We start from the raw sequence: 23310 nt of genomic DNA on the forward strand, positions 1-23310 counted from the left end.
ACTTTGAATCGCTTGGATTTAGATTATGATGATTCGCTATGCTTCTTACTTTATCGCCGCGTTGCTACCGCTATTGTTATTTCGCTGGTTTGCGCCCGCATCCATAGGCGAGATTGACTTTTGGTTGCTGTGGCTTGTGGCGATGGTATTGGTTTCGCTGCCCGTTGTGTATGCGGAAATTGCGTTGGCTTATCGTAGCGCTGAAGCACCTTTAGCGGGTATGCAAAAGCTTACGCGTGAAGCCGATGCCAGCACCTTTTGGCGCAGTTTTGGTTGGCTCGCGGCACTGGTTTCTATCCTCATTGCGGCGCTTGTCATATCGGGAGCAAGCACCGGCATTTTAGCCGCCTTGACGGAGCTCAATAGCGTACCTAATATACCAAGCTTCGCCATTGCTGCAGGATTGATGGTTATCGCCGTCTTATTAAGCTTACTAGGCGTGGCACCGTTACCAATAGGCTTGGGTTTAATGCTGGTCGGTTTATTATTGGGTGTGGCCAACGGTCTGCCAAATATCGCTTTTGCCATGACCGATGTCAGCTTGAGCGAGTGGGCGCGCGCCGTGGCGTTGGCATTAGTGAGCGTCGGTGCGGGTACAGGTTTATACTGGTTTGGTCAACACCTAGTGAGCAAGCAAACGGTCACGGCGGTAAGGGCTGATAATCACAATGCGCAAACCACTCGTAATAGTGCCGCGCAAGCATATCGCGCAACCAAGCTGGTATTACCGATTTGGATATTACAGCTAGTGGTTGGTGTGGTCGCTTTATTTATCAGTGGCATGGCGCTACCACCGATTGGGCAGTTACTTTATTGGGTTGGGGTGCTGTTTGTGGTCAGCTATTTGCTCCATTATAGTACGCAGCAATTGGCGCATAAATTTGGTTTGCTAGTCAGTGTGGTGTTAACGTTTGTGCTAGCGCTATTGTTAGTTGTCGCCATACCGACCAATTGGCTAGTCGGTATTTTGGTGATTATTAGTAGTATCGCCGTGCTGTTATTGTCCGTCTTTGCTGGTTGGCAGATGAAAATTAGCCACTTGCGTAAGTCTTTAAACTTTGGCAATGAAGCTTTTTATAACTTGTGGCGGGTGGCGATACGCCTTATTGTGCCGCTGGCATTACTGTTAGCGTTAATCGGTTGGGTGATGCAGTGGTTAAGCTGAGGACTGCTGCTAACCATAGTACAGCTGATAAAGATGAGGTTAACGTTAACCTAACTCAGGCTGAGCAGAGTGATTTGATAACAGTATTTCTGGCGTATGCAGAAGAGGCGACGCGTCAGCATTATCAAACTGTTCAAGTTAGGCAGGGCACAACTTTGTATGAGGCCTTGGCTCAGGCAGGTTGGCTAAAACAGTTTGAAGAGCTAGCAAGCTGGTGCGAGCAGGTTGCCAATACGATGACGCCAACGGCTAAGCGCTGGCATGTTGGGGTATACGCGCAAAAGCAGCCACTCAATTATATATTGCAGCCGTCTGATCGGGTAGAGGTATATCGCAGCTTAAGCGCTGATCCCATGTCTCAGCGCAAAAATAAATCTCGCGGTTAGTTTTTAGAAATTTCTATCAGACTTATGATGCAGGCAGGCTATCGATACCTTCAATGCGGGTCACTATACCATTATCATCGAAATAAACAATCAAATGCTGGCTGGCATTTTTGACATCGGCGATACCTTTACGGCGACCTTCTGTTCCGGCTTTATAGTCGTAAATGTAGTCCCAGCGTTTTGGCGCGAGCGTGTCTCTGATTGCTGGGCTACCAAGAATATAAAGCACCTGATTTTGATTCATACCCACTTGCACTTTTTGCGCTTGCGCTTGGGTAATGGCAGTGCCTTGGGGCAAGTCAATCTTATAGACACTCAGTAACGAGCAGCCAGACATAGCCACAGTAGCACCGAGCATAGTCGTCATGGCAATCTTACGTAATGCGTTTGCAGAGCTTAACGAACGAAAATTAAAGGTCTTTATCATGGTAAAATGACTCATAAAAAATGGGTTAGGCGCCGCTAAAAACCGATAATGTGGGTCTTGCAGGCAATCTTGCACAAATGATACGTCATTTACTTGCAATTGCCTACCACTTACGACATTATTTACCAAGTGCTATTTTACCGCCTTTATTATTTATATTTTAAATTCAAACACTTGGCAGCGATTTTTCGCAAAAAATGCTCTGCATAATCGTTCATTTTTTATTGTTTTTATATTTTATCAGCACTTATTATTAACTATTGATGTTTATTTAACTCCTGTTTTTTGAATTCATTTGCTAAGACTTTCATAGTCAGAAGGGATATTATGGCTTCTTTTACCAATCAAGATTTACGTAAAGCGGGTTTAAAGGTAACGTTACCACGTATCAAAATTTTAGAGCTGCTCGAAAGTGCGGAGCTGCATCATATGAGTGCTGAAGAGGTATATAAAGCACTGATTGACCAAGGTGAAGATGTGGGGCTGGCAACCGTTTATCGCGTATTAACCCAGTTTGAGCAAGCGGGTATCGTTGAGCGCCACAACTTTGAAAACAATTTATCAGTGTTTGAGATTACTCAAGAAGAGCATCATGACCATTTGGTTTGTGATGTCTGCGGCAAAATCGTCGAGTTCCATAACAAAACCATTGAAGAAGAGCAGACCAAAGTAGCGGCAGAGCATGGCTTTAAGCTATCTGGTCATTCTTTGGTGCTGTACGGTATTTGTGATAATCAAGCCTGTAGAGACAACGCTAAGTAAGCGTTTTAGAAAAAAAATTATCTGATATTGATAATTTATAGTCTATTACTATTCAAGTATTAACTTAAACGCCAAAAAAGCCCTCACATTTGATGAGGGCTTTTTTATGGGGAATTCTAGGTAAGTAGTGCCATATCAAGTGATATCTAACGATAAACTATCGGCGCCTTCATCTAAGTTGACGTTGCCATTTTTACCACTTAACTTAATCTTTAAGCGTAAATCGTTAGGGGAGTCAGCGTGCAGAATGGCTTCTTTATAAGTGATTTCACCATTTTTATATAAATCAAACAGCGCTTGGTCAAAGGTTTGCATGCCGCTATCACGTGAGCGCGTCATGACATCTTTGATTTCGTGCACCTCGCCTTTACGGATGTAGTCGCTGATCAGCTGTGAGTTTAATAAAATCTCAATAGCGGCGCGGCGTCCTTTACCATCAGGCGTTGGAATCAATTGCTGAGCGATAATAGCTTGCAAGTTTAATGATAAATCCATAAACAACTGATTATGGCGACTGGTTTCAAAAAAGTGAATGATACGGTCAATCGCTTGGTTGGCGTTATTGGCGTGTAAAGTTGCAAAGACCAAATGCCCCGTTTCAGCGTATTGAATCGCGTAGCTCATGACTTCGCGGTTACGAATCTCACCAATCAAAATCACATCAGGCGCTTGGCGCAAGGTGTTTTTAAGACCTGCCTCAAAAGAATGGGTGTCGATACCAACTTCGCGCTGGGTAATGATACAACCGCGGTGCTTATGCACAAACTCAATCGGATCTTCGATGGTAATAATATGACCGTGTGAATTCTGGTTACGATGGCCAATCATCGCCGCAAGGGTAGTTGATTTACCCGTACCTGTAGCCCCAACCAACAAAATAATACCGCGCTTTTTCATGGCCAGCTCTTTTAGCGCTGGGGGCAGGCGTAGCTCTTCAACGGTCGGGATTTTATTTTCGATTTTCCGTAAAATCATCCCTGCCATGTCGCGCTGAATAAAAGCACTTACCCGAAAGCGCGCTTGCTGCGCTTGATCTGAAATCGCAAATTGACACTCGTTGGTTTCGTCAAATTCTTTTTGCTGGCTTGGGGTCATCACCCCTTTGACCAATCTCATGGTTTGCTCAGCGGTTAACGGCGTTTTACCCACCGGCAAGATTTTGCCATTGATTTTCATGGACGGCGCGACATCAGCAGTAATAAAAAGGTCAGAGCCGTTTTTATTAATCATTAATTGTAAAAGCTTATCAATGTCCATAACGTACCTACATTTGGAATATATAGTTTAAAACTGCTGCAATAAACTTTTAAAGCGGGCAATAACAACAACCGTTAAAATAACTAAAGCTGAGTAAGAGTTTTTCATCGTTTACCTATAACTTTAACAAAAATTTATATTAAAACTTTTAATACTATGTAAACCCATACTAAATAAAGGCTTCAGGCTGCTTGGCATAAGGGCGAGCGACATCTTTACTGATTGTGCCTTTTGAAACCAAGTTTTTAAGCGTTTGATCAAGAGTAATCATGCCTTCACCAGCACCAGTTTGGATAGCAGAATACATCTGCGCGATTTTATTCTCACGTATCAAGTTACGAATCGCAGGCGTGCCCAGCATGATTTCATGAGCAGCAATACGTCCGCCGGTTTGGCGGCGTAGTAGCGTTTGTGAGATGACCGCTTGTAGCGACTCTGAGAGCATCGCCCGTATCATATCTTTTTCGGCTGCAGGGAAGACGTCAATCACGCGATCAATGGTTTTGGCAGCAGAGCTGGTGTGCAAGGTGCCAAAGACCAAATGCCCTGTTTCAGCGGCGGTCAATGCCAAGCGAATGGTCTCAAGGTCACGTAACTCACCAACGAGGATAACGTCTGGATCTTCACGTAGAGCCGAGCGCAATGCTGGCTCGAAACCCAAAGTATCGCGGTGGACTTCACGTTGGTTAATCAAGCTCTTTTTAGACTCATGAACAAATTCAATCGGGTCTTCGATGGTTAAAATATGCTCTTTACGGGTTTCATTGATATAATCGATCATGGCAGCAAGCGTGGTAGATTTCCCTGAACCCGTTGGCCCCGTGACCAGTACCACACCGCGTTTAAAGTCGGATACTCGTTTAAAGACGTCACCCATACCTAAGTCTTCCATAGTGAGAACTTTAGAAGGAATGGTTCGAAAAACAGCGCCAGCGCCGCGGTTTTGATTAAAGGCGTTGACACGAAAACGTGCTAGATTTGGAATCTCAAAAGAGAAGTCGGTCTCAAAGAACTCTTCAAAGTCAGCGCGTTGCTTATCATTTATGATGTCATAAATAAGCTGATGCACCACTTGATGCGTCATTTCAGGCATATTAATACGGGTCATCTCACCATCGACACGAATCATCGCTGGCATACCGGCTGAAATATGTAAATCCGACGCTTTGTGCTTAACGGTAAAGCGCAACAAGTCTTCGATGTTTAAACGATGCTTTTCAGCCATAGTGGAATATCCCTATTGATAGACAAAAATGAGCCAAACAAGAATGGACAAAGAAACGCTTAGAAATTATGATACTTTACGATTCTATGCCACTATTTAACCATCTACTATATGCATAAAATGTAAAAATAATCCAAATATACTTTGTTTTGTTAATATAAGTTTATGTCTGTTTTTTATCAAAATTTTAACTGCTTAATTTCATAGCTCCTTCTATTTATAATTAATAAAATAATCACCTAATATTTCTGTGAGTTTTTTATGAACACTACCTCTACACCACAAAACAACGCTACGAGTTTAGCTGATAAAAAAAACAATGAAGATGATTTTGATGCGGCAGAATTGATTGCAAATTGGCAGCAAGTAAGCGAGCAGGTGGCGCAAGCATCTGTACAGGCGCAAAGGCAGAAAGACGAGATCACTTTATTAGCAGTGTCTAAAACCAAACCTGCTGAGATGATTGCGACGTTGGCGCGTCAAGGGCAACGAGATTTTGGTGAAAACTACTTGCAAGAGGCTATTGAGAAAATACAAGCTTTACGACAACAGCCACAATGCGAACACATCGTTTGGCACTATATTGGCAGTATCCAGCGTAATAAAACCCGTGATATTGCTGAGAATTTTGATTGGGTGCAAACGCTTGAGCGTGAGATTATCGCCAAACGTTTACATGAGCAGCGCCCAGCCGAGCTGCCAGCGCTTAATGTGTTGATACAAGTCAATATTGATAACGAGGACAGTAAGTCAGGATGTTTGCCAGCTGAGCTGCCAAACTTGATAAGCACGATTAAAGATTACGAGCGCTTGCAATTGCGCGGGCTGATGATTATTCCAGCGAAAGCTAATACCGACGCCTTTGCTCGAACCAAACAATTATTTGACAGTATCAAGCGAGAATATCCGGAATTAAAGCAGTGGGATACGCTGAGTATGGGCATGAGTGATGATATGAGCGCCGCGATTGCCAATGGTTCTACGATGGTACGCGTTGGCACAGCCATATTTGGCGCGCGTGGCTGATTATTCTAATGTCATTAAATCCATTAATTGAGGGTCAAACTACGCCAATCTCAACTTATCGTAGGCCTTTGATTTTTATAGAATTTAAAATTTTAATTGTTTTAACTGAAATTTTAAAAACTAAGTAAACCAATACCTTAGAAAAATAAGTTGAGAGTGGGGTTCAAACTCTCTAAATTTATACGGTTATTTATCGTGAAGTGCACTTTAAAATGCAGCTTTTACAAAACTTTTTCTTCAAGTTTAGTGACGAGTAGCTGGGTAATTTTCAGATTGTCAGTCGCGATTATCTCAAAGCGATAGTTGGCGTATTCGATGGTATCGGTTTTTTTAGGGATTTTACGCAGCATATACATCATAAAGCCGCTAATGGTTTCATAGTTTTGACTGTGCGGTAAATTAACGATATCGAGCGCGCGAACCACATCTTCAATGGGCGTCATACCATCGATGAGCCAAGAATTATCAGTACGTTGCACGATAGGCTGCTCCTCAACCGTGACTAGCTCACCCATGACAATACTCATCACATCGCGTAGGGTAATGACACCAACTACCAAGCCATATTCATTGACGATCACGGCAAAGTCAGCGCCGGTCGATTTAAACATCTCCAACACTTCAAACAAAGACAAGGTGTCAGGTACAAATAACGCCGGTTTTAATAGCGCTTTATCGGTTAGGCTAACTTCTTGCTGATTGAGCACCAAAGCTAGAAAGCTGCGCGACTCTACATAGCCGATAATTTGCTCTAAATCGTCTTCCTCGCAGACTAAAAACTTATTATGTGGCTGGGCAATCATTACCTCAACCACTTCTTCGGTGCTGGTTTTGCTATCAAAATAGACGATATGCTCACGCGGATTCATGACCGAAGTAACGGTACGTTCTTGCATCTCAAAGATATTTTCAATCAAATGATGTTCTTGTTTTTTAATTACCCCAGCTTCGGCGCCCGCGTCCATCACCGCATAGATGTCTTCTGGCGTCATATCATCTTGGCGTGTGGTTGAGATACTAAAAAACTCAAAAATCAGGTTTGCTGCGCCATCAAAGACCCAAATAACGGGCTTAAAAATAAATGTCAGCGCCATCATAGGGCGTACCAGCCGCACTGCAAAAACTTCTGCATTAGACATCGCCAAACGTCTGGGCATCAAATCGGCAAGTAGGGAAAATAAGCTGGTAATCACGACGAAAGAGATAACCGATGACACCGCTTCATTCTTGACTAACAGCTGTAAATACGGGCTAATCGCCGACTCACCAACCGCACCAGCTGAAATGGCGACAGCATTAAGCATGACTTGCACTACCGTAATAAATCCACCAGGATTTTCTTGCATATGCAGGACATCAAGGGCGCGGACTTCGCCTTCTTTTGCCATGATTTGCAGCTTAATCTTGCGACCAGCAGCGATAGCAATTTCTGCCCCAGAAACAAAGGCACTCAAAGCCAGTAATAATAAAAGAAAAATACTAGCGGTTAGCAAACTCATGACGGACTCGGATAACGATAGGTAGGGTAGTTAAATTGAAAGTAGTTGAAATATAGAAAAGTAGAGAACTGGGTTTAATTATTTATTCAAAGAGTTTTATATAAAGAAAACTTTATCAATAAAAACTAAAAAAGCTGGGTAAGTACCCAGCTTATTATAAAACATTCTGATTATATTATATCAAATTATATAGAAACGTAAAGTTATTCAACCTTTTAGCCTTTATCTAAAGGATAGTGTATTCAGACTACAGAGACATCTAAAAGATTGAAATAGCAACTTTAGTCGTTGACGCTTAGCCTTTTATCGACCATTTATTGACTAAAGGAAAACGGCGTTCACGGCCAAAGGCTTTATGGCTGATTTTAGTCCCAATCGGCGCTTGAGCACGTTTGAATTCGCTATTATCAACCATCTTAATCACCTTAGCGACCAAATCGGCATCAAATCCTTTATCGACAATATCTTGATAGCCCATATCTTCGTCGATATACGACATCAAAATACCATCTAGCACGTCATAGTCTGGCAAGCTGTCTTGGTCTTCTTGATCAGGACGTAGCTCAGCCGATGGCGGACGTATGATGACGCGCTCAGGAATAACTGGCGTGTCTTCTAAACGGTTGCGGTAGCTGGCAAGCTTATAAACTTGCGTTTTATAAACGTCTTTTAGTACGTCAAAACCACCTGCCATATCGCCGTATAAAGTCGAGTAACCAACTGCTAGCTCTGATTTATTACCCGTAGTGATGACTAAATGCCCAAATTTATTAGACAAGGCCATTAGTACCACACCGCGAGCGCGCGCTTGGATATTTTCTTCGGTGGTATCAGCAGGCGATTTGTTAAATAATGGCGCTAAAGTATGACGGATGCCTTCAACGGCATCAAAAATCGGGCAAACCGTATAAGAAACGTTTAAGCGGCGCGCTTGCGCTTGCGCGTCCTCTAAACTGATTTGAGAAGTATATTCGTACGGCATCATTACCGCATAAACTTTATCAGCGCCCAGCGCATCGACAGCGATACACAAGGTTAACGCAGAATCAATACCGCCCGACAAGCCAACGATAATACCAGTAAAGCCGGATAGGTTGACATAATCACGCAAACCGACGACCAACGCTTGGTACATCTCCGACTCGCGGCTCAATGACAACGGCGCTTTTGTTTGCGTATCGAATTTTGCGGTTTTTACGTCAAACGTCGTCAGCATAAGCTGATTCATAAAGCGCGACGCTTCATGAGCAACGCTGCCGTCAGATTGGATGGCCATAGAGCCGCCGTCAAATACCAAATCATCCTGCCCGCCAACGGCATTAAGATAAATAATCGGCAAGTTATTTTCGCGGCTACGTTTGGCGAGCATGGTTTTACGATTGTCTTGTTTTTCAATTTCAAACGGTGAGGCATTTAAGCAGGCCACAAGGTCAGCACCTTGTTTTTTAAGCTCGGCAATCGGACCTTTTTCCCACAAATCTTCGCAGATTAGCAGACCAATGGTGATGCCTTTATAGTCAAATAAGACTTGATTGCGACCTTTATCAAAATAACGACGCTCATCAAAAACGCCATAATTTGGTAAGATTTGCTTATGATAAAAGCCTTTTTGATGACCGTTATGCAAAATCGCAGCCGAGTTAAAGGTACCATGATGATCGACATGCGGATAGCCCACGATCATCACGATATCATCGATATCACTCAGGCTAGACAGCGCGCTTTTGACACGGCCAGATAGGCTAGGACGTAGCAGCAAATCTTGCGGAGGATAGCCTAATAAAGCAAGCTCTGGGAAAATGATGACATCAGCGCCTTGCTCACGGGCTTGTAGGGCAAGGGCGCGCATTTTTTCAGCATTGGCGGTGATATCGCCGACCAAAAAATGCGATTGTGCTAACGCAAAAGTAACGCTGTCTTGCGATTTAGAGCCTGTATTGGCCTCGTTTGACGAATTAAAGTTGGGATTGTCAGTATCTTTGGTGGTGTCTTTTGACATTGTTATTGTTCCTATCAATAGGTTGTGTAAATGTATTGAATCTAGCTGGGTTTTAAATAAAACCAAAGCAAAATAGGTTATGAAAGTAATGCAAAATATGAGTATGCACTTATGCCCCCATATCAAGGCTCATAAATCGTGAGCCTATGCTGAGCGCGGCACTTGGATAGCCATTAATACAATGAATATCGGTATTACTAAAATATGCGGCGCTGCTCTAAATGGTAGTGCTTAAAACCGCTTAGAATAGGGTAATCAATAAAGGTTTTCAGAAATAGTGTTAATAACGCTAGGGCTGATTTTGCTATAAACCAATAACAGCAAACCTGCTTAACAGCGTTTAAATGTGCAAATTAATCCCTTTAGTATAACATCAATTGTCTGCACAAATAGAACTGCACAGTGATTTAGCGCGCAAGTTGTCAGCGTACAAGTAATTAAAAAGCAGATAAATAACTATTGTTTTAAAGCAATGATTCTAATAAGGTATTTTTGAAAGTACCTATTAATACTTAATAATATTGGTGCCGATAGCGTGCAGGTAATTGTAAGTAAAGATTACAACATAGCCTTATTTATTTGGCAGGCTTTGAGGCATAATAAGCCGTTATTATGTTTGGGCTTACTCTTCTAAATATAGAGAAATGGCAAGTTAAGAGCGATTTTATGAATCACAATTATTTTTATAGATGAATACTGTTTTTTATAACCAAATAACATGTTTATAAAAGCGCGCTATGGTACGGTAGCGCTATTATTAGACTTATTTTCCGCAATGATTTCGCCTAATTTATGAAGCAAATATCTCGCAAAGCTGACAACGTAGAATTTATAACGCAACACACTCGCTAAGGGATATAAATAATGGACACGGTCTGTGATTTTTATCCACCTATTTATAAACGTTACAGCAGCGCCAAATTGGCTGTCTGCTGCCCGCTCTTGGTTTATACGCTATGATCGAAAACTGGACAAAAGAATTTATTATTCAGCGCTTATTGGCTATTACTTTGCTGGTGGTGCTGATTGTATTGTGCTTTCAAGTCGTACAGTTTTTTATTGTACCGGCACTGTGGGCAGCGATTTTGGCGTACGTCACCTTTCCTATTTATAATTTTTTTCATCAGCGCGTTCGCTTTAGCTCAAACTTTAGCGCCGCTATTATGACGGTGAGCATCACATTGATGATAGGTCTGCCGCTCGTTGCTGGTATCTTTATTTTGCAGCAAGAAGCCTTAAGCCTGATTAGCAACTTAATTTATCGTATCAAGGTTGGCTATTTGGATGTGCCAGACTCTATCAAGGACTTACCCGTCATCGGACAGCAAGTCAAAGATGTGTTGTGGAGAATTAATAAAAACCCAGAAGGCACGCTAGAGGCCTTTCGTCTGTGGGTACAGTCGCATCTATATTATGGCAAAGTCGCGTTCGATGTCGTTTTCAGTGGTCTTGCCAAAATGGGGATGGCGCTGATGACGCTGTTTTTCTTTTATCGCGATGGTACCAGTTTGGTACGTCAAATCCGCCAAGCCTTACGCAATATCATTGGCAATCGCATCGATGGTTATATTGATTCGGTCGGTACGACCACGCGCGCGGTAGTCTATGGCATTGGTTTGACCGCATTGGCTCAGGCTTTGCTCGCTGGTATTGGTTATTATTTCGCTGGTGCACCAAGTCCTATTCTACTGACCATTGTCACTTTTATTATCGCTTTGATCCCATTTGGTACGCCATTTGTTTGGGGCGGGGTATCGATTTGGTTATTAAGCCAAGGTCATACCGTAGAAGGGATTGGTTTGGCGCTTTGGGGTATACTGGTTATCAGCTGGGTTGATAATCTTATACGTCCTATCGTCATCAGCGGTGCGACCAAAATTCCTTTTATTATTATTTTCATCGGAGTATTGGGCGGTCTGACGGCGTTTGGTTTTGTCGGCTTGTTTATTGGTCCTGTGGTATTGGCAATCGGCCTTGCAGTATGGCGTGAATGGATATCGCAGCATAAGAATGATTTATTTGCGCAGCACGAAGATATGCTTGCTGACGCCCAGCTGCAACCAAAAGTTACGGCACAAAATAATAAAGACGAAAATATTGTTTCTACGGATTAGGGTATGTGCTTAATTTAAACAGCAATTTAAAAACTATTAAAACCAACCTATAAAAAATACACCTTGCTAATCCAGCAATCATTGATAATAAACCTTTAGAAATAGGGATGTTTAAAAATGCCACATGCGAGCGCTTCAAATAATGAAAATATGCGTCCTCTAACTATCGTTGCTGATAGCAATATCGCTAGCCTTGATGAGTTTTTTAATGCGTCGACGCTTGGGCAACATAATAAACGACCAGTAAATATTATTAGCGTTGCTGGGCGCGCGATCAATGCCGATTTGCTTGCAGAGTGTCAACCTGATGTGCTGTTGATACGCTCGGTGACGCCAGTAGGCGAGCCGCTATTGGCAAACAATAATAGCGTTCAATTTGTTGGTTCGGCGACGATTGGAACCGACCATGTCGATCAAGCCTATTTGGCAGCGCGCAATATCACCTTTGCCAATGCCGCAGGTTGCAGTAAGCACTCGGTTGCGCAGTACGTATTGACCGCTATCTTAACTTTACGTCCGCAATATTGGCAGCAATCGACGCCGCCCGCGACCTTGGGCATTATCGGACTGGGTAATATTGGTAGTACTCTTGCGCAATATGCCCATGATTTAGGCTGGCAAGTATTGGGTTACGATCCGCTACTGCCTGCATCGAACATCAATAACGCCAGCTTTGAGCAAGTATTGAGCCAAAGTAATGTAATTAGCTTGCATGTGCCGTTAACCGATAAAAAAGATGCCACTAATCCTAATGGTAGCGACTATCCAACTCGTCATTTAATTGATAAAGAAGCATTGGCTGCGATGCCAGTAGATACTTTGTTGATTAATAGCGCGCGTGGACCAGTGATTAATGCCGGTGATTTGCAGGCAGATATTGCCCGTACTGGACGCCAAGTGGTGCTTGATGTGTTTGAGCATGAGCCTGAGATAGCGGAAAGTTTGCTATCGAAACTTGCGATTGCCACAGCACATATTGCTGGCTATACCTTGGAGGGTAAGCTCCGCGGTACGCAAATGATTTATGATGCGCTGTGTGAAAAATTAACAGTGACCCCTGTGCAAACCATGCATAAATTGCTGCCACTCAATATGTTTTTATGGTCTGAATTAAAGGCGCATCCAGATAGATTGGTGAAATTTTATGACATCATGGCAGATGATGCGGCACTGCGAGATAAATTAATAGACGGACAAATAAAGGGTACTGACTTTGATCAATTGCGCCGAGATTATCATTTACGTCGCGAATGGCAGTTTTAGAAGACAACCAGCTTTAAAGATTAAAACTCAATTTCAAAGCCTATTTTAATTATTTGATTTTTTATTCGAAAACTACAGTAGAGAGTAATGACCCAAGCAAATAACCTTTCCTCTAAACCCAGTTATGCGCCAACGATGACATTAGCGATGGCACAAAGGCGCGCGCAATTTATCAATGCTATTCGGCAGTTTTTTGCCAGTCGCCACGTGCTTGAAGTGCAGACGCCGTTGCTCTCACAAGCGGGTAATACCGATACCTTTTTACAGTCGGTAGCGGCGCAGGTCACGTATCAAGATAAACCTTGTACCTATTATCTGCATACGTCGCCTGAGTTTGCCATGAAGCGCCTACTTGCCAGCTGGCAGATGCCCATTTATCAGATTTGTCCGGTATTTCGTGATAACGAGATAGGCGTGCGCCACAATATTGAATTTACTATGCTTGAGTGGTATCAGCCGAACTATAGTCTAGAGGACATGGGCACTGAATTGGGCGAGCTATTGGAAGCGCTTTACGGTTATCCGATTGTGCTAAGCCATTATCGTTACGTCGATGCCTTTATGGATTTTGTGGGTATTCATCCCTTAACGGCGAATCTTGCCGCGCTACAAGCGGTGGCAGAAGACAAAGGTTTAACAGGGTTTGATTTTAATAGTGCAGAAAATGGTGCCAGCAATAGTGAAGAAGATATTCGCCAAAGTTGGTTAGATTTATTGTTTAGTCATGCCGTCGAGCCAAATTTGGGGCACGATTTGCCGACATTGATTATAGAATATCCGCCTGCGACGGCAGCACTAGCAAAGACGGCCATCGATAAAGACGGTAATACAGTGGCCAAGCGCTTTGAGCTGTATATTAACGGTATTGAAATTGCCAATGCTTATGATGAGCTGGCGGACGGGCAGGCGTTAAGAGCGCGATTTGAGCGTGATAATCAATTGCGCAAGCAGCATAATCTGCCGCAAATGCCAATCGATGAGCATTTATTAGCAGCATCTGATGACTTAATACCTTGTAGCGGTATCGCTGTCGGTATTGATAGATTACTGATGGTCATCACAGGCGCTAGCAGCTTAGAAGACGTCATTCCATTTCCAAGTGGCCTAGCTTAGTTGCTTGCTAGTAGATTTTGACATAGTCGCCAATGATTAAAAAACCCATAAGAAAAAAGCGCGTAAACCAGGGCTTACGTGTTTTTTTATTTTTGTACTTTTTATTACACTACAAACTACTTATTATTTGTTATAGCTTTTACTTACTAAAGTTTAGCCAGCGCTGCATCGATGGCAGTCTCACCATTATGCATACTAAAGACTTTTTTAATCGTATTATCAGCATTAAGTACCGCTGCTAACGTCATGGCCACATCTTCAATAGCGTTTTCGCCCGCATTATCATCATTAATAATGATTTTACCCGTACCAGCGCGTTCTTTTAGCGCACCTGCTTGTACAATGGTGTAATCAAGACTGCTATTCTTAACCAACCACTGATCGGCGTAATGCTTAGAGATATAGTATTCTTTTAAATCGGCAATACCAGGCTGGTTCCATTTACTGGTATCTAGGGAAAATACCGTGCTTAGCATGATATAGCGTTTGATACCTTTATCTTGAACCGCTTGCATCGTCTTAACCGCGCCATGCAAATCGACTTCTAAGACATCTTTCCCACCAGAGCCGGCAACAAAATAAACCGCATCGATATCTGATTTAATTTGCTGTTGAATGGCGTCTTTCTCAGCAGTAATATCTAAATCTAACTGACTATAATTGTTATCGCTAAATAATTTTTCATCTTGACGGGTTGTGCCAATCACTTGATGGTTATCCGCTAATAGTTGTTTAACCAAATCAGAACCCACTCGACCGCTAGCGCCAATTACTAATATTTTCATTATCATTCCTATTATTATATGAATTTTATATGCTTTATCTTTATTTAAAGATTTATGTTTTAAAACTGATTATTCAAGAACCGTTTAATCAAAAACTATTTTTTTAAAATAATTTGTTTTAAGAGCTGCATATAGCCTAACAATAATGACGAGCACACTTCGTTATGAAGCGTGCTGATTGCATAGTGTTTGGTTATGGAGTGTATAGGGTTTGCAAGAATGGACTTTGTGAAGGTTAATATTTAGAGAGATAAGAAATTTTTTAAGAAGTTTTAAAAAGTAGGGTTTTCAAATTGATAAGTAAAAGAAATGACTGCACCAATTAACGAACCAAGCGATTAAGACCATCGGCAAAGGCTTTCTTGTCGCGGTCGCCGTAAGGTTTATGCCCGCTCATTTCTTGCAATTCAAGCACGCCTGTACCGCGCATGGTATCCATAAAGTCGCGCATATTGAGCTTTTGCTTGATATTGTTTTTATCATAAACCACACCGCGGGTGGTCAAAACCATACCGCCTTTATCCAAAATGTCATTGGCCAAAGGAATGTCGCTAGTAATGGCCAAATCACCTGGCTGGATTTGCTCGACGATATAATCATCAGCTTTATCAAACCCTGACGGCACCACGGTCATGACAAGCAGCGGTGATTTGCGCAATTTAATCGGCTGATTGGCAACAAATATCGCCATCGTTTGGGTACGTTCAGCCGTTTTGATGATTAAGTCTTTAGCAATCAATGGCACCGAATCGGCATCTACCCAAATCTGCATTATTTCTCAGCCTTATCGGTCTTTAATAATGCCTCTGCTAAGGCATCTTTTTGACTACCTTTCACGTCACTTTTAGTATTTTCTAAAGTACGCTCAGTTTCGGCATTGGTAGATTGCTCTGGTACAGATACAAGTGCTTGCTTATCGGTCATGGTTGGCGCCAGTTTTTTATCAAGCCCCACTTTATTTGGTAAGACGGCAACCAGTTTTGCTAGCGCAGGTTCTAAATCCGCCACGTCATTTGGCATCAAGGTGATATGGGCAATTTTACGGTCTTCGCGCTCAGCCTTATGGTAGCTATGATAATGGGCGCCATCGATATTGAGCACCGCGCTGATATCAGGATATTGACCTAAGACGTTGAGCATAATTGCTGGATGGACGTTGTCGGTATCGCCTAAGGGCAGATTGACCACCGCGCGGATATGGTTTTCAAATTGACTGGTAATCGCACCTTCGATACTCCAGTGTCCAGAGTTATGGACGCGCGGAGCAATCTCGTTGGCTAGCAGATAATCGTTACCGCGCGCATCTTTACTCACAAACAGCTCAAGCGCCATCACACCGACATAACCCAAGTGATTCATCACCGTGGTAATGGCATCGGTTGCTTGCTGAAATAAATGGCTGGTACCAACGGCTGGGGCGCGAGTTTTGGCTAAGATACCATGATGATGGTGATTTTCGACCAAATCATAGCAGCGCACCTGACCATTTTGCGCGCGTACGGCAATGATAGACACTTCACGGCTAAAGTTAATAAAGCCCTCTGCAATTAATGGCGCAGGCGTTGGGGTTAATGAACCTTTACCGCTAACCGCGTCTTTTAGCTCATGCCAAGCGGCTTTGATATCGCTGTCTTCTTTGATGACAAACTGACCCTTACCATCATAACCGCCGCGGCTGGTCTTGAGCACTATCGGCAATCCTAGCTCAGCGCAAGCTTGCTTCAATTCAGCTTCAGAATTGACCGCCATAAATGGTACGGTGGCGATATCAAGCTCATTAAACATGCCTTTTTCTTTTAAGCGATCTTGGGCGATATCAAGGGCAAGCGGTGGCGGAAACATGCCTTGTTTGCTGCCTGATTTTGATAGATGCGCTAACTGCTCGACAGTCGCCGTTGGCGTGTTTTCAAACTCTAAAGTAAAGACGTCAGCTGCCGCGATAAATTCATCTAATTGCTCGCTAGAAAAAACTTTTCCGTAAAGGCTGGCAGGGCAGTCGGCGTTGTCTTCTAAAAACACGCACTGATAACCGAGCGGCAGGGCAGCTTGGGCGAGCATCATACCAAGCTGACCGCCGCCTAAAATACCGATGGTACGGATGGTTTGGGTAACAGGATAAGCATTGGCGGTAGTCATGGCAGGCTCTTTACATTTAAAATGAATAAGGATTTTTAGTAAATGATTGGCTAAAAATTAAGGTTAGAAATAGGAAAAGGTGCACCGTATGCACCTTATCTTTAGTAAAACTCATTTGGCTATAAATATCAAGTTTAGCGCATGGTAAGTATCAAATATTACTAGCAAGAGTATTGATAACAGCAGTTTTTGCTAAAAGGTTAACTCATCTTGCTTACTTTATTGATTAATAATACCGGGTGTTGGACTTGCAAGAATGGTCTCTGTTTGCGCTTGACGCATGTTATCAAGCTTAGTGGCAAGCGATTCATCATGCAAGGCCAGCACCTGAATGGCAAGGAGGGCCGCATTATAGGCACCAGCAGTACCAATGGCTAAGGTGCCAACAGCCACGCCCTTTGGCATTTGCACGATAGAAAGCAGACTGTCCCAACCGCTAAGCATCGATGATTTAACAGGCACACCAAACACAGGCAGCGGCGTTTGACTGGCACACATACCGGGCAGATGCGCGGCGCCGCCCGCTCCAGCGATAATCACCTGCAAACCGTTATTTTTCGCGCTTTTGGCATAATCGAACAATCTATCTGGCGTACGATGGGCTGACACCACTTCACATTCAAAGGCAATATCAAAGTCAGCAAGCAACTGCGCCGCTGCACTCATGGTCGCCCAATCCGACTGCGAGCCCATGATAATGCCAACTTTTGGTTGACCAGCAGGGGAGGTAATGGGGCCGTTTTGCTCAATAGCAGCGTTTTGTGTAGTAGGGTTCACAGTAGCGGAGGTGGTGCACATGCTTTGATATCCTCAAAAAGACCATCATACAAAAGTTTTGCTGCCTTCGTAAAGCCAAGTTTGTCGTTTAATGTCAAAGCTGACTAAATAGCAGTTTTTTATGTCGCGGTTTTATCGATTTATAATGGGCCTTCATCATGGCGATATTGCACAAAGTTACTGGCTTTCAATGGTAATGGCAGCTCAGTATCCAGCTGATAACAGGTCATATAACCGCTATCTATGGCTGCTGAATAATCGGTGCAAACCACTTGGTTGCTCAATGGTTCAGGATTGCCAGTGAGCCAATAATGCCCAACAAACACGGGTTTGTGCGTTTTAAGGGCAAATTCAATGTTCTCTGCCATGGCATCGTTTGGAATCTGCGCCAAGCCCGATTTTGGCGCACGGGCGATTTCATGTATAGGCCGCTTATTTAGCTCATCAAGCCACCAGCGCACGCGTACTTGTGAGCGCGCTGCACCGTCTTTATCGACCATAACCAAACCTTCAGGTAACGCAGTTTCCACACCTTTTAACACACGCTCAAGCGCCTCATAGGCGGGGCTATGTTTTTGTGAGCTGGCAATGACCGCTTCGGGGGTTAGGCAATTATCAGTAGTTAATAAAGGTTTTAATACCGCCATGCTATCGACATCCCAGCAAGCGTGGACAAAACAGGCATAATCGGTCTCAAGCCAAAGCGGTATCTCATAAAAGCGCTGCAACCAGTATTGATGCGCTTCTGAGCCAAAGGACACTTCGGCTAAAAACGCTTCATGTTGGCGTACATGAACATCGCTATGCGAGCGTAAATAGCGCTCGGGCTGCTTTGGGTCAAGCATCGCAAAAGCCAAGGCGTTGTATTCATGATTGCCCATCACCGCATCGGCCACGCCTGCATCTAGCATCGCAAAAACAATTTCAAGAGTAGCTACCTGCTGCGAACCACGGTCAATCAGGTCACCAATAAAGAGCGCCCGATGCCCTAACGGCGGTACAAAGTGGCTGCCATTATGCACATAACCCAATTGTTTTAGCAGCCCAATCAACTTGTCTGCATAACCGTGAATATCACCAATAATATCTATAATCATAATTCTTTATCAAATTCTTAAACATGTTGTTAAATACAAATTAGGGCAAAACATCAAACGTTATCAATTAGCAAATTTAAAACTAAAGATTCTAAAACTAACCGCTCTAAAGGCCAGGCGACAATAGCGCATTTAAAAAGTGTGGCAAGACGCGAGGTTCTAAAATAATGGTCGCAATCACTCCAAATGCGCCGCCCCACATATGCGCCATGTGATTGATATTGGAGCCGCCGCGTTTATCGGCGTAAATACTATAAGCGACGTAAGCGACAGCAAAAACTATCGCTGGAATAGGAATAATGGCGAATAGATAAATTTTTTCCCACGGAGCCAGCAAAATAAATGCAAATAGCACCGCTGAAACCCCACCCGAAGCACCAAGGCTCAAATAACTGGCGCTTTTTTTATTTTTAAGATAGCTTGGCACCATGGCAATCACGATAGCCAGCACATAAAAAACCACAAAACCATAACCGAATAAAAACGGCTGATATAAGCCTTCAATAGCCCGGCCAAAAAAGTACAGGGTGAACATATTAAACAGCAAGTGCATCGCATCGGCGTGAATAAAGCCGTGGGTCACAAAACGATCCCATTGACCGTTATTCACCGCCGGCGGATAAAAAATCAGCCGATTAAACAGGGTTTTGTTTTGCCACGCCAATAAACTGACAATAACCGTAATAATGATAATAAGCGTCGTGTGGTTGAACAAAGGAGAGTCCTTAGGCCGAGCCTGATAGGGGGCAGTGTTATAGAGCGTAGTGCTTAAAGACCAAATAAGTTGGATAAAAAATAACTAAATATGGATGCTGAAAATAGCTAAGGCTTACACCAACAGTAATAACAGTAATAACAGTAATAACAGTAATAACAGTGATGCTAAGGCAAAAAACCAATAGACGACAAAATTATGCTTTAATAATCGTTTATATTGAATAATATTACAGCGTAACAGGCAACTAAGTAATGCTTCGTATACTGACCGTAACGTTTAACGACAGAATAAATATTTACCAAAAATAAATCATTAATCGGTGATATTTATCCAGTTTTACGTTTGTTGAAATTTTAAAAAAAAGGGTGGTGTGTCAGAAAGTATGCTGAGGAGATGAAAGGAGGGTGACAGCCGAAGCAAGATGATATATTTGAGGTTATGAAGACACAAATACAGATCAATTGCCCCGACTGTCACAGTCCCAGTTTTTCGATACACGGCAAAAAAAGCTATGGCAAGCAGAACTACCAGTGCAAGGACTGCAAACGTCAATTCATTGGCGACCATGCCTTAACTTATCATGGCTGTCACTCTAAAATAGAAGACATCATACGGCTAATGACGGTTAGAGGTTGCGGCGTCAGAGACATAGCCGTTATAGCCTCTATTAGTATTGGTAAAGTGCTTAGCACCATAGGCTCATCGGTCTATAAGATTACACCTAAAAAGCGCTATTATGAACGCTTAGAGGTTGATGAGTTCTGGACTTACGTATATCGCAAGAAGCGTAAAGTTTGGCTTATTTATGCTTATGACTGCGCTACCAATGAGATTGTTGCTTAGGTTTGGGGCAAACGTGACCTGAAAACAGCTAAGAAGCTAAGAGCCCGTCTTAAACAACTGAAAGTCAGCTATGGTTCTATTAGCATGGATAACTGGGATAGCTTTATAACCGCATTCAAGCCTGACAAGAAACAAATCGGCAAGCAGCATACGGTAGGCATAGAAGGTAATAACTGTCGCCTTAGACACCGATTGCGACGAGCCGTTCGAAAGACCTGTTGCTTCTCAAAGAAGTTTGATAACCACTTTAAGGTGTTTGATTTGGTATTCTTCTATGTCAATTATGGCTATGTCTGATGTCAGCATACTTTTTAGAACACCACCAAATATTTAATAAAATAATATAAATGACTTTCAATCAGAAAGTGCTTTTAACGATAGTAATATAGGATAGACCCTATAGTTGACACTGTATTTTTAAAAGAGTTTCGGCTTTTAGAAAGCATAAAATTTCTTAGATGTATCAATCTAATTCTAAAATAATTATTAATAATAAAAACTTGGGCTTGAACCGCCCCGTGATTTTCGGAGGCTCAACATTCTGAGAGAATACGACAATGAAAAGACAAACCTACACTCCTGAAATTAAAGAACGCGCCGTTCGTAAGCTGATCGAAGCAGCATGACGACTTTTACATCAGCAAGATTAAACGTATCTGGCAGGACAGCAAATGCCGTTACGGTGCGTGTAAAGTATGGCAGCAGATGAAAGCTGACGGGTTAAAGGTTGCTCGGTGTACCGTCGAGCGTTTAATGAGTCAGAACGGCCTACAAGATATCTAGCGCGGTAAGGGTAAAATAACAACTCACAGCTGTGATGATCAAAAGCGTGCTGATGACTTGGTTAATCGTAACTTTAGCGCTCATCGCCCTAACCAGCTCTGGGTGGCAGACTTTACTTATATCAAGACATTGAGCGATTGGGTATATACCGCTTTTATTATTGATGTGTTTGCTCGCGCTATTGTGGACTGGAAAGTATCGAATCGGATGAATACCGATATGGTGATGGCGGCATTAAACCAAGCAATAGCAGATAGAAACAGTCCCAAAGATGTCATTCATCACAGTGATCGAGGGGTTCAGTACTTATCTATTCGCTATACCGATAAGATGACGGTCTCTGGTGTGATTGCTTCTGTTGGTACAACAGGCGATTTATACGACAATGCATTGGCTGAAACGGTCAATGGACTGTACAAGTCTGAGGTGATTCATTATTTAAAGCAGAACTGGACTGGTGTGAACGATGTTGAACTGGCAACCCTTGAGTGGGTGGATTGGTTCAACATGAAGCGTCTACATAGCACTATCGGTTATGTGTCACCCTTTGAGTTTGAAAAGCGGTATTATGATAATTTAACCCTGTCAGGCATCGCTGCCTGACTCAAGTAAATCAACCTCTGATATAGTCGCGGCGGTTCACCCAAACTCTAATTTTTTTGTGAACTATATATCGATACTGCTGCAACCTGGATGAAAAACACCTTTGAAGAAATCTCGTTAAACATCATGCATATGTAACGCCTTAGAAAAATAGTATTGAAATCGTTATCTCTACTTTTGTCGATCCTTATCCTCTGCAATAATGCTGACGTCTAATGTATCAAATTCGTATATTAGAGGCGCCTTATATGAAGAACATGACTAAGATAATGATAGCGGGTGTTTTAGCAGTAGGCACGTTGGCTGCTGGTTGCCAAAATGCTCCTAGCACGACTACTCCAACTACTCAAACAGTAACATCAAATGCCCTACAAGCCTATAACTGGCAGTTGATTGATGCCAATCGTAGCGATGGTGACAAAGTTACTCAGTTATTCTTCAATCCAGCGAAACCTTTAATTTTAAACTTCATGACTGCTGACGGTGATAACCGCGTTGCTTTTATGAATACCTGTAACAATATGAGCGCTGGATACAGCATTGTGGATGGTAACGTCCAAATTCAAAATGGTATCAGCACCTTAATGGCATGTCCTGAGCCACAAGCTAGTTTTGATACTGCTACACTAGCAACAGTACAAGGTAAATATAGCTTAAGCGAAATTGGCAAAAATCTACCTGTTCTAACCATTACCAATGCTAATCAAGTTGCTCATTTCAAAGCTATTTCTAAATAACTACTACAGGCCTTTATACGAAAAACATGACTAAAGTAATGATGGCAAGTGTTTTAGCGGTAGGTACGTTAACTGCTGGTTGCCAGACCACTCCTAGCGTGACAGCGCCAGTTGAACAGACAATCACACCAAATCTCTTACAATCCTATAATTGGCAGTTGGTTGATGCCAAAGGGACTAATAACGTTAAAGTTCCTCAGCTATTCTTTGATCTAAACAACCCACTAATTCTAGAATTTACGAATGAGAACGGTAATAATTTTGTTAGCCTATTGAATACTTGTAATAACATGGCTGCTGGTTATAAAGTTGTGAATGGCAACGTACAGGTAGGCAATATAAGAAGTACCAGAATGCCTTGCCCAGAACCACAAGCAAGTTTTGATAAAGCGGTCGTGGACACCGTAAAAGGTAAATACAGCATAAGCATAATTGCCAACAATTATCCTGTATTGACCATTACTAATGCCTATCAAGTCGCTAGCTTTAAAGCTATTCCTAAGTAAGTCTGTCAAATAAGTTGGTAAATTGTAAACAAATAACGCCTCACTATTAATTAGTGGGACGTTATTTTGGTACCTCAAAACTACTATTT

20 protein-coding genes and 2 pseudogenes are annotated in these 23310 nt (G+C 42.6%); 11 read left to right on the plus strand and 11 right to left on the minus strand.

Features of this window, described 5'->3' with window-relative positions; all coding sequences use genetic code 11:
• Nucleotides 1-25 precede the first annotated feature (25 nt).
• Entirely contained in the window at nucleotides 26-1165 is a 1140-nt protein-coding gene (locus tag AB8P72_RS01585; protein ID WP_068406401.1) for a hypothetical protein, read from the plus strand.
• Nucleotides 1153-1551, plus strand: a complete 399-nt coding sequence (locus AB8P72_RS01590; RefSeq protein WP_227514961.1) for an RnfH family protein — start codon at nucleotides 1153-1155, stop codon at nucleotides 1549-1551. Before AB8P72_RS01585 ends, AB8P72_RS01590 begins: the two co-directional genes overlap by 13 nt.
• 22 nt (nucleotides 1552-1573) lie before the next feature.
• Here the strand turns inward: AB8P72_RS01590 and AB8P72_RS01595 are convergent, their stop codons facing one another.
• Nucleotides 1574-1993 (minus strand): outer membrane protein assembly factor BamE, encoded by a 420-nt coding sequence (locus tag AB8P72_RS01595; protein WP_068406454.1) that lies wholly within the window; start codon nucleotides 1991-1993, stop codon nucleotides 1574-1576.
• A gap of 312 nt (nucleotides 1994-2305) precedes the next feature.
• On the opposite strand from AB8P72_RS01595, the gene fur reads away from it, so the two are divergent.
• Nucleotides 2306-2740 carry a ferric iron uptake transcriptional regulator gene (gene fur / locus AB8P72_RS01600; RefSeq protein ID WP_068406404.1) on the plus strand — a complete coding sequence of 145 codons (435 nt, stop codon included), beginning with the start codon at nucleotides 2306-2308 and terminating at the stop codon, nucleotides 2738-2740.
• A gap of 135 nt (nucleotides 2741-2875) precedes the next feature.
• On the opposite strand, the gene AB8P72_RS01605 is transcribed toward fur, so the two are convergent.
• On the minus strand, nucleotides 2876-3997 hold the full coding sequence (locus AB8P72_RS01605; protein ID WP_068406407.1) for a PilT/PilU family type 4a pilus ATPase: 1122 nt from the start codon (nucleotides 3995-3997) through the stop codon (nucleotides 2876-2878).
• Between the two features lie 169 nt (nucleotides 3998-4166).
• A complete protein-coding gene (locus tag AB8P72_RS01610) occupies nucleotides 4167-5222 on the minus strand; it encodes a type IV pilus twitching motility protein PilT (protein ID WP_068406410.1) in 1056 nt (351 codons plus the stop codon).
• A 261-nt stretch (nucleotides 5223-5483) separates the two neighbouring features.
• Between AB8P72_RS01610 and AB8P72_RS01615 the strand changes: the two genes are divergently transcribed.
• Nucleotides 5484-6248: a YggS family pyridoxal phosphate-dependent enzyme gene (locus tag AB8P72_RS01615; RefSeq protein ID WP_082894340.1), complete on the plus strand. Its 765-nt coding sequence runs from the start codon at nucleotides 5484-5486 to the stop codon at nucleotides 6246-6248.
• 221 nt (nucleotides 6249-6469) lie between these two features.
• Here AB8P72_RS01615 and AB8P72_RS01620 read toward each other — a convergent pair whose 3' ends face one another.
• Nucleotides 6470-7747 (minus strand): hemolysin family protein, encoded by a 1278-nt coding sequence (locus AB8P72_RS01620; protein ID WP_193030047.1) that lies wholly within the window; start codon nucleotides 7745-7747, stop codon nucleotides 6470-6472.
• Between the two features lie 295 nt (nucleotides 7748-8042).
• Complete coding sequence (locus tag AB8P72_RS01625) at nucleotides 8043-9746, minus strand: NAD+ synthase (protein WP_102077573.1); 1704 nt, start codon at nucleotides 9744-9746, stop codon at nucleotides 8043-8045.
• Between the two features lie 956 nt (nucleotides 9747-10702).
• On the opposite strand from AB8P72_RS01625, the gene AB8P72_RS01630 reads away from it, so the two are divergent.
• The 3 genes from AB8P72_RS01630 (at nucleotide 10703) to epmA (ending at nucleotide 14236) form a co-directional block, all read left to right on the plus strand.
• Nucleotides 10703-11860 (plus strand): AI-2E family transporter, encoded by a 1158-nt coding sequence (locus AB8P72_RS01630; RefSeq protein WP_068406415.1) that lies wholly within the window; start codon nucleotides 10703-10705, stop codon nucleotides 11858-11860.
• Between the two features lie 150 nt (nucleotides 11861-12010).
• Nucleotides 12011-13123, plus strand: coding sequence for a 4-phosphoerythronate dehydrogenase (locus AB8P72_RS01635; RefSeq protein WP_068406459.1), 1113 nt, complete (start codon nucleotides 12011-12013; stop codon nucleotides 13121-13123).
• Nucleotides 13124-13210: 87 nt separating this feature from the next.
• A complete protein-coding gene (gene epmA, locus AB8P72_RS01640) occupies nucleotides 13211-14236 on the plus strand; it encodes an EF-P lysine aminoacylase EpmA (RefSeq protein WP_068406417.1) in 1026 nt (341 codons plus the stop codon).
• A gap of 146 nt (nucleotides 14237-14382) precedes the next feature.
• Here epmA and AB8P72_RS01645 read toward each other — a convergent pair whose 3' ends face one another.
• The 6 genes from AB8P72_RS01645 to AB8P72_RS01670 form a co-directional block, all read right to left on the minus strand.
• Nucleotides 14383-15021, minus strand: a complete 639-nt coding sequence (locus AB8P72_RS01645) for an NAD(P)H-binding protein (RefSeq protein WP_068406419.1) — start codon at nucleotides 15019-15021, stop codon at nucleotides 14383-14385.
• A 322-nt stretch (nucleotides 15022-15343) separates the two neighbouring features.
• Nucleotides 15344-15793 carry a YaiI/YqxD family protein gene (locus tag AB8P72_RS01650; RefSeq protein WP_102077572.1) on the minus strand — a complete coding sequence of 150 codons (450 nt, stop codon included), beginning with the start codon at nucleotides 15791-15793 and terminating at the stop codon, nucleotides 15344-15346.
• On the minus strand, nucleotides 15793-17157 hold the full coding sequence (locus AB8P72_RS01655; protein ID WP_068406426.1) for a 5-(carboxyamino)imidazole ribonucleotide synthase: 1365 nt from the start codon (nucleotides 17155-17157) through the stop codon (nucleotides 15793-15795). The genes AB8P72_RS01650 and AB8P72_RS01655 overlap by 1 nt, the downstream gene beginning before the upstream one ends.
• Nucleotides 17158-17376: 219 nt before the next feature.
• A complete protein-coding gene (gene purE, locus AB8P72_RS01660) occupies nucleotides 17377-17955 on the minus strand; it encodes a 5-(carboxyamino)imidazole ribonucleotide mutase (protein ID WP_082894341.1) in 579 nt (192 codons plus the stop codon).
• 119 nt (nucleotides 17956-18074) lie between these two features.
• Nucleotides 18075-19031, minus strand: coding sequence for a metallophosphoesterase (locus AB8P72_RS01665; protein ID WP_068406431.1), 957 nt, complete (start codon nucleotides 19029-19031; stop codon nucleotides 18075-18077).
• Between the two features lie 106 nt (nucleotides 19032-19137).
• Nucleotides 19138-19746, minus strand: coding sequence for a rhomboid family intramembrane serine protease (locus tag AB8P72_RS01670; protein ID WP_068406432.1), 609 nt, complete (start codon nucleotides 19744-19746; stop codon nucleotides 19138-19140).
• A gap of 441 nt (nucleotides 19747-20187) precedes the next feature.
• Here AB8P72_RS01670 and AB8P72_RS01675 point away from each other — a divergent pair.
• The 4 genes and pseudogenes from AB8P72_RS01675 (at nucleotide 20188) to AB8P72_RS01690 (ending at nucleotide 23221) form a co-directional block, all read left to right on the plus strand.
• Nucleotides 20188-20889, plus strand: a pseudogene (locus tag AB8P72_RS01675) (IS1 family transposase).
• Nucleotides 20890-21213: 324 nt separating this feature from the next.
• A pseudogene (locus AB8P72_RS01680) lies at nucleotides 21214-21978 on the plus strand (IS3 family transposase); the annotation flags it as partial.
• 248 nt (nucleotides 21979-22226) lie between these two features.
• Nucleotides 22227-22715: an META domain-containing protein gene (locus AB8P72_RS01685; RefSeq protein WP_068408276.1), complete on the plus strand. Its 489-nt coding sequence runs from the start codon at nucleotides 22227-22229 to the stop codon at nucleotides 22713-22715.
• Nucleotides 22716-22741: 26 nt separating this feature from the next.
• On the plus strand, nucleotides 22742-23221 hold the full coding sequence (locus AB8P72_RS01690; RefSeq protein WP_102076412.1) for an META domain-containing protein: 480 nt from the start codon (nucleotides 22742-22744) through the stop codon (nucleotides 23219-23221).
• The last annotated feature ends 89 nt before the right edge of the window (nucleotides 23222-23310 follow it).

It is taken from the genome of Psychrobacter sp. CLB018 (assembly GCF_041222815.1).
Classification (GTDB): domain Bacteria; phylum Pseudomonadota; class Gammaproteobacteria; order Pseudomonadales; family Moraxellaceae; genus Psychrobacter; species Psychrobacter faecalis.

What these genes read in the sequence shown, in the direction of transcription:
- AB8P72_RS01585 (WP_068406401.1), top strand. Translation starts at nt 26, where the DNA reads ATGATGATTCGCTATGCTTCTTACTTTATCGCCGCGTTGCTACCGCTA.
- AB8P72_RS01595 (WP_068406454.1), bottom strand. Translation starts at nt 1,993, where the DNA reads ATGAGTCATTTTACCATGATAAAGACCTTTAATTTTCGTTCGTTAAGC.
- fur (WP_068406404.1), top strand. Translation starts at nt 2,306, where the DNA reads ATGGCTTCTTTTACCAATCAAGATTTACGTAAAGCGGGTTTAAAGGTA.
- AB8P72_RS01605 (WP_068406407.1), bottom strand. Translation starts at nt 3,997, where the DNA reads ATGGACATTGATAAGCTTTTACAATTAATGATTAATAAAAACGGCTCT.
- AB8P72_RS01610 (WP_068406410.1), bottom strand. Translation starts at nt 5,222, where the DNA reads ATGGCTGAAAAGCATCGTTTAAACATCGAAGACTTGTTGCGCTTTACC.
- AB8P72_RS01615 (WP_082894340.1), top strand. Translation starts at nt 5,484, where the DNA reads ATGAACACTACCTCTACACCACAAAACAACGCTACGAGTTTAGCTGAT.
- AB8P72_RS01620 (WP_193030047.1), bottom strand. Translation starts at nt 7,747, where the DNA reads ATGAGTTTGCTAACCGCTAGTATTTTTCTTTTATTATTACTGGCTTTG.
- AB8P72_RS01625 (WP_102077573.1), bottom strand. Translation starts at nt 9,746, where the DNA reads ATGTCAAAAGACACCACCAAAGATACTGACAATCCCAACTTTAATTCG.
- AB8P72_RS01630 (WP_068406415.1), top strand. Translation starts at nt 10,703, where the DNA reads ATGATCGAAAACTGGACAAAAGAATTTATTATTCAGCGCTTATTGGCT.
- AB8P72_RS01635 (WP_068406459.1), top strand. Translation starts at nt 12,011, where the DNA reads ATGCGTCCTCTAACTATCGTTGCTGATAGCAATATCGCTAGCCTTGAT.
- epmA (WP_068406417.1), top strand. Translation starts at nt 13,211, where the DNA reads ATGACCCAAGCAAATAACCTTTCCTCTAAACCCAGTTATGCGCCAACG.
- AB8P72_RS01645 (WP_068406419.1), bottom strand. Translation starts at nt 15,021, where the DNA reads ATGAAAATATTAGTAATTGGCGCTAGCGGTCGAGTGGGTTCTGATTTG.
- AB8P72_RS01650 (WP_102077572.1), bottom strand. Translation starts at nt 15,793, where the DNA reads ATGCAGATTTGGGTAGATGCCGATTCGGTGCCATTGATTGCTAAAGAC.
- AB8P72_RS01655 (WP_068406426.1), bottom strand. Translation starts at nt 17,157, where the DNA reads ATGACTACCGCCAATGCTTATCCTGTTACCCAAACCATCCGTACCATC.
- purE (WP_082894341.1), bottom strand. Translation starts at nt 17,955, where the DNA reads ATGTGCACCACCTCCGCTACTGTGAACCCTACTACACAAAACGCTGCT.
- AB8P72_RS01665 (WP_068406431.1), bottom strand. Translation starts at nt 19,031, where the DNA reads ATGATTATAGATATTATTGGTGATATTCACGGTTATGCAGACAAGTTG.
- AB8P72_RS01685 (WP_068408276.1), top strand. Translation starts at nt 22,227, where the DNA reads ATGAAGAACATGACTAAGATAATGATAGCGGGTGTTTTAGCAGTAGGC.
- AB8P72_RS01690 (WP_102076412.1), top strand. Translation starts at nt 22,742, where the DNA reads ATGACTAAAGTAATGATGGCAAGTGTTTTAGCGGTAGGTACGTTAACT.